Origin of the sequence: Hymenobacter glacialis (assembly GCF_001816165.1) — a bacterium.
Lineage (GTDB): Bacteria > Bacteroidota > Bacteroidia > Cytophagales > Hymenobacteraceae > Hymenobacter > Hymenobacter glacialis.
The window spans coordinates 219,406-231,930 of sequence record NZ_MDZC01000057.1 but is presented as its reverse complement, the minus strand read 5'-3'; the positions used below and the strand labels follow the sequence as shown (position 1 = coordinate 231,930).

At 61.3% G+C, this 12,525-nt stretch carries 9 protein-coding genes; 2 read left to right on the top strand and 7 right to left on the bottom strand.

The features are described from left to right. The coding region (locus BEN48_RS08900; RefSeq protein WP_083320903.1) for a PSP1 domain-containing protein at positions 1-1,129 on the bottom strand (1,129 nt) is incomplete at its 3' end. 614 nt (positions 1,130-1,743) lie between these two features. On the opposite strand from BEN48_RS08900, the gene BEN48_RS08895 reads away from it, so the two are divergent. Both BEN48_RS08895 and BEN48_RS08890 read left to right on the top strand, forming a co-directional pair. Next, a complete protein-coding gene (locus tag BEN48_RS08895; protein ID WP_241502222.1) occupies positions 1,744-2,451 on the top strand; it encodes a M57 family metalloprotease in 708 nt (235 codons plus the stop codon). Between the two features lie 171 nt (positions 2,452-2,622). Further along, a complete protein-coding gene (locus BEN48_RS08890; protein ID WP_070734243.1) occupies positions 2,623-3,432 on the top strand; it encodes a M57 family metalloprotease in 810 nt (269 codons plus the stop codon). Positions 3,433-3,521: 89 nt separating this feature from the next. Here BEN48_RS08890 and BEN48_RS08885 read toward each other — a convergent pair whose 3' ends face one another. The 6 genes from BEN48_RS08885 to ftsH all read right to left on the bottom strand — a co-directional run bounded on the left by BEN48_RS08885 (position 3,522) and on the right by ftsH (position 12,433). Continuing rightward, on the bottom strand, positions 3,522-6,197 hold the full coding sequence (locus BEN48_RS08885) for a S8 family serine peptidase (RefSeq protein WP_083320902.1): 2,676 nt from the start codon (positions 6,195-6,197) through the stop codon (positions 3,522-3,524). A 184-nt stretch (positions 6,198-6,381) separates the two neighbouring features. Beyond that, a complete protein-coding gene (locus BEN48_RS08880) occupies positions 6,382-7,548 on the bottom strand; it encodes a zinc-dependent alcohol dehydrogenase (protein ID WP_070734218.1) in 1,167 nt (388 codons plus the stop codon). Positions 7,549-7,660: 112 nt separating this feature from the next. Continuing rightward, positions 7,661-8,545, bottom strand: a complete 885-nt coding sequence (locus BEN48_RS08875) for a hypothetical protein (RefSeq protein ID WP_070734217.1) — start codon at positions 8,543-8,545, stop codon at positions 7,661-7,663. Positions 8,546-8,679: 134 nt separating this feature from the next. Then, complete coding sequence (locus tag BEN48_RS08870; protein ID WP_070734216.1) at positions 8,680-9,462, bottom strand: UDP-2,3-diacylglucosamine diphosphatase; 783 nt, start codon at positions 9,460-9,462, stop codon at positions 8,680-8,682. 52 nt (positions 9,463-9,514) lie between these two features. After that, complete coding sequence (locus BEN48_RS08865; protein ID WP_070734215.1) at positions 9,515-10,177, bottom strand: LutC/YkgG family protein; 663 nt, start codon at positions 10,175-10,177, stop codon at positions 9,515-9,517. A gap of 129 nt (positions 10,178-10,306) precedes the next feature. Continuing rightward, positions 10,307-12,433 (bottom strand): ATP-dependent zinc metalloprotease FtsH, encoded by a 2,127-nt coding sequence (gene ftsH, locus BEN48_RS08860; protein ID WP_070734214.1) that lies wholly within the window; start codon positions 12,431-12,433, stop codon positions 10,307-10,309. Positions 12,434-12,525 lie beyond the last annotated feature (92 nt).

Sequence of the window (12,525 nt, the reverse complement as noted above, 5' to 3'; positions counted from 1 at the left end):
GGCCCGTCACGCGGCTCACGGGGGCGGCCGGGCCTCGCGGGGCTCGGTGGGGGGTTTCGCCGGCAGCGCGGGGCTCCCGCGGCTCGCGGGTTTCGCGCGGGGCGCGGGCTTCGGGCGCATCGCCTTCGCCACGGGTTTTCTTGCGCTTGGTGCGCTTGCTGCTCGACTTTATCTTGTCGTCGAGGCGGTCGAGCGAGCCTTCCACAATGGCCGATACTTCGGGCTCGGGGGCCTCCTCGCGGGGAGGCAGCAAGCTTTCGATTTTCTCGCCGCGCTTGTTCATTTCCAGCAGCTCCCGCACGCGGGACGTGTCCAGCATCACCCAGTTGTTGTCGCCTTTGAAGGCAAACCACATGCGGCGGCGGAAGATGTCCGTCTTCTGCAAAAACGCCTCGCCTCTGGCAGTTTGCAGCGGGCGCTGCACCTGCGGAATGTCCTTCAGGGCGTCGAGGTAGGCATCAAGCTCGTAGTTGAGGCAGCACTTGAGGCGGCCGCACTGGCCGGCCAGCTTCTGCGGGTTCAGGCTCAGGTTTTGGTAGCGGGCGGCCGTGGTGCTCACGGTTTTGAAGTCCTGCAGCCACGTAGAGCAGCACAGCTCGCGGCCGCACACGCCAATGCCACCAATGCGGCCAGCCTCCTGGCGCAGCGATATCTGGCGCATCTCCACGCGCACCCGGAACTCGTCGGCCAGGCGGCGGATGAGCTCGCGGAAGTCGACCCGGTCCTCGGCCGAATAGTAGAATAAGGCGCGGGTGCGGTCGGCTTGGTATTCCACGTCGCTCAGCTTCATGCGCAGGCGCAGCTCGCCCACCATGGCGCGGGCCCGGAACATGGTGCCGTTTTCCAGGTCGCGCACGGCTTCCCAGCGCTCCACGTCGTCGGGCGAGGCTATGCGCAGGATGTTGCGGATTTCCTTGGAGTCGGTGGGCACTTTCTTTTTGCGCATCTGCAGGCGCACCAGTTCGCCCTTCAGGCTCACGTGGCCCAGGTGCCAGCCGGAGCCGGCGGCGTCTACCACCACGGCATCGCCGGTGACCAGCGGCAGGCGCTGGTCGTTGCGCATAAACTCTTTACGACCGCCCTTGAAGCGGATTTCTACGATATCGAAGCCGGCAAAAGAGTCCGGCATTTCCACGTCTTGTAACCAATCGAATACATTGAGGCGGTTGCACCCTCCGGTGCTACAGCCCCCGTTGGATTTGCAGCCGCCCGGTTTGGTGCCGCAGCCCCCGGCGGAAGAACATGATGAACAAGCCACTAGTACAGTTTTATATAGTTGAGGGAAAATAAGTTTTCCACGAAAATTCAGGTCCTAGCAAAGATACGAAATTCGGCTAGGGCACTTTGGGCCCGCAGGCCCCGCTAAGTAAGCCATTCCTGGCTTGATGAGGGAATTTAAGCATAAGATTAAACAAGCACTGCGAACAAAACATTGTGACTTTGTTAAGAAACGTACAAAATTTTGGCAAATGGATATTATAGGTATAGTCACAAATGCCTTTAGAGTCAATTGAACGCTTATTTTGAAATATTTTTAATATTTAGCTATTATCCTATTGTCAATCACATTAATTCTCTTCTAATTGCGTCCATCCTTTAACAATTTTTCACCTACCAAAAGAAAACAAACAAATGAAACTCAAAAATGTACTATCCGCTGCCGCCTTATTCACCACTTCGGTGTTGGCACTCTCTTCCTGCTCAAAAGAAAAGGAGGCTGTAGCACCAATTCAAGAAATTGGCGTGTCCAAGGCAGTCATTAGCCAGATTAAGGAAATGGGCCTGACAACCGACGGCATTCAGCGCGTGGAAGGCGGCTATTTGGTGGAGGGCGACATCGTCATCACCGATGAGAACCTGGCCACCAAGCCTGAGTACAGCCTGCTGCGCGTGGGCGACCAAGAGCAATACCGCACCAGCAACCTGGTGAGCGTGGGCTCGGGCCGTACTATCACCGTTGCCGTTTCTACTACCCTTCCATCGGCTTATGTAACGGCCACGGACGAGGCTATCCGTCGCTATAACGCCCAGAGCTTGCTGATAAAGTTTCAGCGCGTTTCGTCGGGTACCTATAACATCCTTATGACCAAGGCGCCTGATGGCTCTTCCTACCTGGCTTCCGCAGGTTTCCCTTCGGGCGGCAATCCTTTCAACAAGGTTCAGGTAAACTCCGACGCCATGGGCACTGCCAACGCCAGCACGTACATCGCAACCGTACTGGCGCACGAAATGGGCCACTGCATCGGCTTCCGCCACACCGACTACATGGACCGCAGCTACAGCTGTGGCGGTGCTTTCTCCAACGAAGGTGCTAGCACAGTGGGCGCTATCCACATTCCCGGCACTCCTACCACCGCTAGCGCTGGCTCGTGGATGCTGGCTTGCGTAGGCAGCGGCCAAAACCGTCCGTTCACTTCGAGCGACGTAACGGCCCTTAGCTACGTGTACTAGTAGCTCAGGTACTTGCTCAGCTACTTCTAGGCGCCTAAAGACTGTTTGCAAACCAGGGTCTTTAATTTTCAACCGCATTCTTTTAAGTCAGAAACCCAGGAATTCAGCCAATCATTTTCTTACTGGCACATTTTCAACCTTTTCTTTTTTTTTAAAACCCTTTTCCCTCCTATGAACACAAAAAACATACTTGCCGCCGGCCTGTGCTTTGTTTCCGCCCTCTCCTTCACGTCCTGCTCCAAAGAGAGCGAGTCGCTGACCAAATCCGACGAGGTGAGCAAGGAAGTCCTGAGCCAAATCAAGCAATTGGGCTTTACTTCCCAAGGCGCTATGGCCGTAGAAGGCGGCTACATTGTGGAAGGCGACATTTTCCTCACCCCACAAGACCTGGCCAACCCCAGCCCGGTGAAGCTCATGCGCGTGGGTGCCGAGGAGCAGTACCGCACCACTAACCTGGTAAACGCCGGCACGGGCCGCAACATCACGATTTCGGTATCAACTTCGTTGCCCGCTGCTTATGTAACGGCCACTGACGAAATGATTGCTCGCTACAACGCCGAAAACCTGACCCTCTCCATGACGCGGGTGTCATCGGGCGGAGACATCGTTTTGGCACAGGCGCCCAAGAGTGCGCGTTATCTGGCATCGGCGGGCTTTCCTACCAGCGCTGGCGACCCCCACAACCAGGTTCTGATTAACTCCGGTGCCATTGGCACAGCCAACCCCACCACCTACATCGCCACCATTCTGGCGCACGAAGTGGGCCACTGCATCGGCTTCCGCCACACCGACTACATGGACCGCAGCTACAGCTGTGGTGGTTCGACCAGCAACGAAGGCGCCAGCACGGTTGGTGCTATCCTGATTCCCGGCACGCCGGCCGCCGCCGACCCCAACTCCTTCATGCTGGCCTGCATCGGCGGCGGTCAGAACCGCCCGTTCAATTCCAATGACAAAACGGCTCTGAACGCGCTGTACTAGCCGCTTAGCACTCTTACCAAAAAGCCCCGACTCCTGCGAGTCGGGGCTTTTTGTTGTTGCCGGGTGCGGCCGTGGCCGCAATAATGGACTTATTGAATGACGACCCGAATGATTTGCTCGGCCTGGTTTTCCAGTCGCACACGCAGCAGGTACAAACCCGGCTTCAGGCCCTGGGTGTCAATGGTGTTGATGACCCCATCGACTTTGGTTTCGCGCTGGAATTTGCCCAGCATATCAAATAGCTGAATGCTGACCGCGGCGCTGGTGTTGGCCACCAGTTTCAGGACGTCGCCGGCTGGCACGGGGTTGGGGTATGCCTGAGCGGCACCGGACTGCAACAGGAAGGCTTCTTCCACGGTGCTGTAGAACAGCTGGCCCGCCAGGTTTTCCAGCCGCACGCGGTAGAGGTAGCGGCCGGCAGCTGGCGGCACATCGGTCATCAGAAAGCGGGTTTGGGCAACCGGTGAGATGGTTTGCACAGCTTCAAAGCTACCCGTGCCCATGCGCTCCAGGGTGGCCGACTTCAACCGAAACACACTCCCCAGTTCCACGTCGAAGCGCACCACGTCGCCGACCAGCTGCCGGACCAGAAACGAGCGGAAGTAGCACGCGGTGCCCTGGGTGGTGTAGTCGATGGTACTGCCGGGCTCGGTCAGCTGGCCCCGCAGCACCGGCGCTACCGCGTAGTGCCGGGTGGCCAGCTGGGTGCGGCTGAGCACCAGGGTGGTGTCGGCGGTGCGTAAGAGGGGCTCCAGCATGGTAGCTCCGAGCTGGTACACCTGGTACTGCGTGGCGCCGGGCACCCGGGCCCATTGCAGCAGCGCCTCATCGGGGCAGGCGTAGCCTACCTGCACGGGCGGCACCCGCACAATGGCAAATTCATCGGAGGTAAAGACCTGGCTGCCTGCTACCAGGCGCAACTGCGCCAGTGTGGTGGTATCGGGCACGGCCCAGGCAGTGCGGTTTTCGGCGAGGGCCACGCCGGGGTTCACCACGCGCCACTGCGCTGCGCCCACGGGCCGGTATTCCAGCCGGGCGGCGGTGGCGGGACCGTGCCACTGCCAGCGCAGGGTGGTGGTGGCGCCGGGCCGCACGTTGCCTACGGTGGGTGGGCTCGTCCATTCCAGGCCAGGGGCGTTTATCTCATAGGCCAGGCTGAAGGCTTGCGGGCCCTGGAGCACGCTGGTGCCCCGCACCCGCAGAACGTAGGTACCCGCCGCCGGCAGGTTCACGGTCACCTGTTCTACGTTGTTCAACCGGTCGAGCCCACGGCGGGCGGGCAGCGCCAGCGAATCGGCGTGGGGAAACGTGCTCAGCACCCAAGGATAAATTTCCTTGCCGGTGCTCAGGTCCAGAACGGCCAGGTCCAAATCATTGACGAGCGAGCCCGTGGCGTTGGCAGCCGCTTCGGGGTCGTTCCATGCCAAGGTGGCCTTGAGTTGCGCCGTGCCAGCCGGTATCGAGATGGTGAAGAGCTGCTGCGAGCCCGTGGTGACCGTTTCGCTGAAATACTGCTTGTTGCGCATGGTGCGAATGGCACCCAGGGCATCGGCCTGTCCGAAGCCGCTCACAAAGTCCACCGCGGGCCGGCCGATGTCGTCGGCGCTGTTCAGCAGCACAGCTTTAACAAGGGCGGCGGAAGGCAGTGCGCCGTTGTTCTGGTCGCGGTACACCTGGTGCAGCAGCACGCTTATGCCTGAAACGAGGGCCGCCGACTCGGAAGAACCGCCTTCGCCGTAGGCCACCAGCTCCGGCTTCACGCGGCCGTCGTAGGCCGGGCCGCGCGAGCTGAGCACATCAACTTGTCCGGCAGGGCCGGTGGCGCCCACGCTCAGGGTGTTCTTCGACATCTTGAACTGGCCCGTGAGGTTGGCTACGCGGGGAATGTTGCGGTACGGACCGGCGTCGCTGGTCAGCAGGCCCGAATTACCGGAGGAGAAAACGTGCAACAGGGTCGGATAGGCCCGCACCTGCCGGTCGTAGTCCTGCGATTCGAGCCCGTAGTAGTTCTCGATGCCCGTGCCATAAGAATGGTTTTGCACCGAAATGCCGGCCGGCACCAGTTGCTGGTCCTCGTCGGGCAGCAGGCGGGCAAAGTTGGAAGTGGCCAGCCGCACCTGCCGGGCCACGCCCCGGCCCTGGGGGCTGGAGTTGCCGGCACCGCCGATGAGCGTGGCCATGTCGGTGGCGTGGGGCGAAGGCGGCTTCGGAAAACCGTTGGCGCCTACCACCCGGCCCTTAAAATCAATGTCGGTCGCATCAAAGGGCAGTTCCTTCACCGAAACCGTGTGGCCCTGCCCCGCCAGCTCCGGAAAGCGGGCGTGCACCGCCGCAATGGCATTCACCGACAGGTCGGAGTTGTTCAGCTGCCGCTCCTGGTGGGCGGGACGGTCGGCTACGTCCACAAAGCTCACCAATGGGCAGGCCGCCAGCTGGGCCAGCGCGGCACCGCTCAGGTTCGCTACGGTGAGGGTGCGGGCCGCGGGCGTGGGCTGCGTGGCGCGGGCGGCGGGCAGGTGCTGTCCCAGCCACTGCCGGAAAGCCGCGGGGTCGGTCACGCGCACGCGTACGGAGCGGGTGGTTTTCTGCAGCGCGATGGCCTGAAGGCCGGGGGCCAACTTGGCCTGCACCTCGGGCCGAAGCTGGGTTTGGGCCACCACGGCCTGCGCCGAAAGCAGCACCGCAAGCAGGGCCGCTTTTGTGCCCCGCCGCAGCGTGCTGCTTGTTGTGTTGCAGCCCGTAGGCCCGCGTTGTGGTGCTCCCATGTAGGCAGGTTTCCTGGTAGAAAAATCAGCTTAGCTCGTCTCTAGTCAAAGATAACCAGACCAGATTATTCCGGCTGTCTTACAACGCCGCAGTCCACAAAAAAAGGAACCTGCAGTGAGCAGGTTCCTTTTTTATGGAATCGTTCCGGTGAGAACTTGTCGCGTGAGCGTTCCGCGGCAGGCGCTAGGCGCCGGGCTTCAGCACCACTTTGGTGCAGTTGTCCTTTTTGTTGCGGAAGATGTCGTAGCCGTGCGGGGCCTGGCTGAGTGGCAGGCGGTGCGAAATGATGTCGTCGAGGCGCACGTCGCCGTCCGACACGTGCTTCAGCAGCTTGTCGATGTGCTTGTGGGCCGGGGCCTGGCCGCCCTGAATGGTGAGGCCTTTGTCGAAGAACTGATGGATGGGGAAGTTGTCGAAGGGCGAGGAGTACACGCCCAGCACCGACACGTAGCCGCCGCGGCGCACGGCGCTCAGGCAGGCCAGCAGCACCTTGTCGGAGCCTTTTTCCACGTTGATTACGGCCTTGGCGCGGTCGAGCAGGTTGCGGTCGGGCTCGAAGCCCACGGCTTCTACCACTACATCGGCGCCGTAGCCGCGGCTCTTGCTCCGGATTTCGTCCACCACCTGGTCGTGGTTTTCCCAAAGAATGCCCTCGGCGTTGGCAGCTTTGGCGGCCAGGTCGAGGCGGTAAGCCTGGGTGTCGACGATGATGACGCGGCTGGCCCCGCGCAGCCACGCCGACTTGGCCGCCATGATGCCCACCGGCCCAGCGCCAAAAATGGCCACCACTTCGCCACCCTTCACATTGGCCCAGTCGATGCCAGAGTAGCCGGTGGGGAAGATATCGGTGAGAAACAGTACCTGCTCGTCGGTGAGGTTGTCCGGCACTTTGCGGGGGCCGAAGTCGGCGTAGGGCACGCGGGCGTACTCGGCCTGGCCGCCGTCGTAGCCGCCGTACAGGTCGGTGTAGCCGAAGAGAGCCCCGCCTTTTTCGGTCATCAGGCCGCCCTCGGGGCCGTAGTGTTCGGGGTTGGAGTTTTCACAGTGGCCGGGCAGCTCGTGGTTGCAAAACAGGCAGTGCCCGCAGGCAATGGGGAACGGCACCACCACCCGGTCGCCGCGCTTGAGGTTGCCCACGCCCTTGCCTACTTCCTCCACAATGCCCATAAACTCGTGGCCCAGCACCATGGGCCGGGGCTGCGGAATGCTGCCGTTGTAGATGTGCAGGTCGGACCCGCAAATGGCCGTGCTGGTCACGCGAATGATGGCGTCGCGGGAATCAAGCAGTTTGGGGTCGTCTACGGTGTCCACGCGAACATCGCGCATGCCGTGAATTCGGAGTGCTTTCATGAAAAGTGGAAATAATGGAAGATGGAAGGACTGGCTAAACCTAACGCACCTACTTTTCCAGAGGTTACCCCTGACCTCGCCTCCATTATCCCTAGCTCATCACTACCAGCCGCTAGTTGCATTGATACACTGACACTCCCGCTGCAGTGAAAATATACGCAAACCCTTCCCCTACCAGCACCTGACGCACCTCGGCCGCCGGCACGTCGGCGGGCAGGGCCACGCGGCGTTCGGTCTGGTTGTAGAGGTGCGTAAAGTGCAGCGCCCCGTCGGCGAAGTAGTACAGCTCATCGCCCCGAAAGCCTACCATGTTCAGGCCGGCGATGGGCATCTTCATCCGGTACGTGCCCAGGTTGTCGAACACGTAAATGCCCGTGTTCCGGTCCACTAAGTAGGTATTGTTCTGGTACTGCCGCAGGAAGCGGAAGTCCGGCCGGGCGCGGCCAATAATCAAATCCAGCGGGGTATTTTGAATGACGAGCCGGGTGTTGGGGTCGAACTCGCGCAGCACCAGGTTGCTTTCGTCGAGCAGCCAGATGCGGTTGTCGGGCGCTAGCGTGGCCACACGCACCGTGCCGTCCAGGAAGTCGGCCAGACGCATTTCGGTGATGAGTGTCAGGAAGCGGTCGAGCAGGACCAGCTGCTGCCGGTCGTCGTTAAAGACCAGCGTGGTGGTCACGTTCCAGGCCTCTACCTGGGCCACGTTGCCGGGCTGGGCAGGCGCGTAGGTGTTCAGCAGCAGGCCCTGGGGGCTGTACTGGCGCAGGTTGTTGTCGGCATCGGCCACGTAGAGCGCACCGCGTCGGTCCAGCGACGCCGCGCCGGGGTTGCGCAGCTTGATGAGGCGGATAAATTTCCAGGCGGCGGCAGATGCACCGTCAGCCGCAGGTACCGCTACGGCTTGCACGGGCGCCGCTATCTGCCTGGCCGCGGGCGCCACAGACGCCGCGGAGGGCGCCGCGACCTGGGCGCAGGCAGCGGTGGTGAGCAGGCACAAGGAAAGAACTAACCCAGAGGAAACGTCATGCTGCGCTTGCCGAAGCATCTTTACCGCAGCAGTAACTAGATTACTCGCGCGGTAGAGATGCTTCGGCAAGCGCAGCATGACGTTCTTTTTATTGTTCATTGTGCTTACTTCTCAAAATGCCGAAGGGCCAGCTCGCTACCATCATACACCCCGTAAGAGCAATAATTGACCCATTCGCCGAGGTTGACGTAGCGGCTGCCGGGGCCTACGGCCACATCCAGAGGCAGGTGGCGGTGGCCGAACACGTAGTAATCGTGGTGCAGGCGCGTTTCCTGCTCGCGGCAGTACTGCAGCAGCCATTCTTCGTCGCCGAAGTATTTGGTGTCGTCTTTGCCGGTTTGCATGCGGCTGCGGCGGCTCCACTTGTTGGCCAAGCCAATGCCAAAGTTGGGGTGCAGCCGCGCAAACAGCCACTGCGCCAGCGAGGAGGAAAACACCCGCTTGAGGGCCTTGTAGCTGTAGTCCTTCGGCCCCAGCCCGTCGCCGTGCCCGATGTGAAAGAGCTGGTTGCCGATGCGCTGCGTCACCTCATGGCGCAGCACCGGAATCCCCATTTCCTGGGTGAAGTAGCCAAACATCCACATGTCGTGGTTGCCGGTGAAGATGGTGATGGGCAGGCCCGCATCAGTTAGCTCGGCCAGCTTGCCCTGCAGGCGGCTGAAGCCGCGCGGAATGGCGTGCTTGTACTCAAACCAAAAGTCGAAAATATCGCCTAAAAGGTAAATGGCGGCGGCGTCTTTGGCCGCTTCGTCCAGCCAGCGCACAATGCGCCGCTCCCGTTCCAGCGACGAAGCCGCATCGGGCGCCCCCAGATGAAAATCAGAGGCGAAGTACACCCGGCGGCCGGGCAGCAGCGCCAAGTCGGGTAACGTGCGGGGTGGCTTCATGCAATCAGTGCAGGGTAAAAGAGTTGCGCGCGGGAAATCCCGGCGCGTTGGGTCAGGATGCGGGCGTTGAAACTTCGTCTTCTTCCAGCAGAAACAACACGAGGCGGCGCGGGCCGTGGGCGCCCAGCACCAGCGTTTTCTCAATGTCGGCGGTGCGGCTGGGGCCGGAAGTAAGCGAAATCATGGAGGGCATCTGCTTGCCGTAGCGGGCCTGTACCACGCGCAGCGCATCGCCGATTTCGGCCACCACCTGGCTGGGGCGGGCCACCACCAGGTGCTGGTCGGGGTAGATGCTCAGGCGGCGGCCGCTGGCCGTGGCGGCGGCCACCAGTATGCTGCCCGTGCGGGCCACCAAGGCTTCGCAGGACGTCAGCCCCAGGTCGGCCTGCTCCACAAACCGGGTTTCATCGGCTAAAAAGGCAACGCCAGCCGCCTGCAGCAGGGCCTGCAGTTCGGGCTCCCACACGTAGGGCGCCCCCACCTGCCGGCGCTTCTGGAAAGCCGTCAGCTGCTCGGCCAGATGCGCCGGCGACTCACAGTAGTAGAACTCGCCGCCCACGCGCTGGAAGCTCTCGGCAAACGCCACCACCGCGTCGGGGTTGGTGAGCGGCGGGTGCACGGGCGCGGCAAAATCGGGCCGGGGCGGCAGCGGCGCAGGCTGCGCCAGCCCTTGGCGGATGCGGGTCAGAATGGCCTCGCGCGATGATTCTGCCATAGAAAGGGAAGCGGGTAAAAGAAAGTCAAAGGTAACCGGCCCGGCAATAGCAGCGCGCAGCCCCGCAAAGCCCACAAAAAAAGCCAGCCGTTGCGGGCTGGCTTTTTTTAGTATGCAAGAAGCATTGGCTTACATGGGCGAAGCGGCGCTGCCGGCTTCCACATCGTTGCCGGGACGCGTCGAACGGTCGTCGTCGATGCCGGGCAGGTGCAGCTCAGGCAGGTCGCTGATGACACCGGCGGCGGCTTGCTCGCCGCGCACTTCCGAGGCGGTTTCGCTGCGGTCGGTGCCGGCCATGTGGGCCTGGTAGTTGGTCTGGGTGTCGAAGGGGCGCGGGCCGACCAGACGGGTCAGGTCTTCCTGCTGCAGTACTTCTTTTTCCAGCAGTTCCTTGGCCACTACTTCCAGCTCGTGGCGGCGCTCGGTGAGGAGTTCCTTGGTGCGGGTGTAGGCGTTTTCGATGATGGTGCGAACTTCTTCGTCTATCATCTGCGACGTGGCTTCTGAATACGGCTTCGAGAAACCGTACTCGCTCTGGCCCTTGGAGTCGTAGAACGACACGTTGCCGAGCTTGGCGTTCATGCCATACATCGTCACGATGGAGTACGCCATTTTGGTGATGCGCTCCAGGTCGCTCAGGGCGCCGGTAGAAATCTTACCAAACACCAGCTCCTCGGCGGCCCGGCCACCCAGGGCCATGCACATCTCGTCAATCAGCTGCTCGGTGTTGTACAGGAATTGCTCTTTGGGCAGGTATTGGGCGTAGCCAAGGGCCGCCACACCGCGGGGCACAATGCTCACCTTCACCAGCGGGTCGACGTGTTCCAGGAACCAGCCCGCGATGGCGTGACCGGCTTCGTGGTAGGCCACGATGCGCTTTTCGCCGGGCGAGATGATTTTGTTCTTCTTCTCCAGGCCCCCAATCACGCGGTCGATGGCGTCGGTGAAGTCCTGGTCGGTGATGAATTTCTTGTCGCGACGGGCAGCAATCAGGGCCGCTTCGTTGCAGACGTTGGCAATCTCGGCGCCGGCAAAGCCGGGCGTCTGCGCCGATAGGCGACGGGCATCCACGTCGGGGCCCAGCGTGAGCGGCTTGAGGTGCACCTGGAAAATTTCAGTCCGGCCGTTGATATCCGGCTTGTCGATGCTGATTTGACGGTCGAAACGGCCGGGACGCAGCAGAGCGGAGTCCAGGGTATCGGGGCGGTTGGTAGCGGCGAGGATGATAACCCCCGAGTCGGTACCGAAACCGTCCATTTCCACCAGCAGCGAGTTTAGCGTATTCTCGCGCTCGTCGTTGCCGCCAGGCGTGGAACCACGCGAACGGCTACGGCCCACTGCGTCAATCTCATCGATAAAGATGATGCAGGGCGCTTTGGCTTTGGCTTGCTTAAACAAGTCGCGCACCCGGGCCGCGCCCACACCCACGAACATTTCCACAAAGTCGGAACCCGAGAGCGAGAAGAACGGCACGTCGGCCTCGCCAGCCACGGCTTTGGCCAGCAGGGTTTTGCCGGTGCCGGGAGGGCCCACCAGCAGGGCACCCTTGGGGATTTTACCACCCAGAATGGTGAACTTGCTGGGGTTCTTGAGGAACTCCACAATCTCCTGCACTTCTTCCTTGGCTTCTTCCAGGCCGGCCACGTCCTTGAACGTGGTTTTCACCTTGTCGCCGCCTTCAAACAGCGCGGCTTTGCTCTTGCCGATGCTGAAAATCTGGCCGCCGGGGCCGCCGGCGCTGCCCATGCGGCGCATCAGGAACCAGAAACCGACAATCATCAGAATGATGAAGCCGTAGGTGCCGATGTAGTCGCCGGGGCTCTGGCGGGAGTCAATGTTGAGCGCCAGGCGCTCGGTAGCGGGCACGTCCTTCTGCAATTCTTCCAGCTTCTCCTGAAACGCTTTAGCGTCCACGATGGGGAAGTAAAACTGCGCGCCGGTAGTGGCCGTGCCAAACGGCGTGCGGCGCGTGAGCTCCCGGGCGTATTCGGTCTTGCGCAGGGCCTCGGGCTTGAGGCTCACCTCCACCATTTTTTCGTTGATGATGGTGATTTCGCGCACGTCGCTCGCCGTGAGCATCTGCTCGAAGCGCTGCTGGTTGATTTTGGTGGGCGAGTTGGTGTTGTTCACCCACATCACCCCCACCAGAAACAACAGCAAGCCGGCCAGCACCCACAGCTGCATGCCGGGCCGGGGAGTGGGCGCGGGCATCAGGGGCTTCTTTTTCTTATTGTTATTAGGATTTTTATCCGACATGAAAATAGCTAGTTAAATCAGGTATAACTACAGGCCCAACACCCCGCCGAAAGCAAATGTTCGGATTGGAGTAGACGCTTCACCAGCGTATT

Excerpts from the sequence above, each read along its gene's own strand:
- BEN48_RS08890 (WP_070734243.1), top strand. The coding sequence starts at position 2,623 with ATGAACACAAAAAACATACTTGCCGCCGGCCTGTGCTTTGTTTCCGCC.
- BEN48_RS08885 (WP_083320902.1), bottom strand. The coding sequence starts at position 6,197 with ATGGGAGCACCACAACGCGGGCCTACGGGCTGCAACACAACAAGCAGC.
- BEN48_RS08880 (WP_070734218.1), bottom strand. The coding sequence starts at position 7,548 with ATGAAAGCACTCCGAATTCACGGCATGCGCGATGTTCGCGTGGACACC.
- BEN48_RS08870 (WP_070734216.1), bottom strand. The coding sequence starts at position 9,462 with ATGAAGCCACCCCGCACGTTACCCGACTTGGCGCTGCTGCCCGGCCGC.
- BEN48_RS08865 (WP_070734215.1), bottom strand. The coding sequence starts at position 10,177 with ATGGCAGAATCATCGCGCGAGGCCATTCTGACCCGCATCCGCCAAGGG.
- ftsH (WP_070734214.1), bottom strand. The coding sequence starts at position 12,433 with ATGTCGGATAAAAATCCTAATAACAATAAGAAAAAGAAGCCCCTGATG.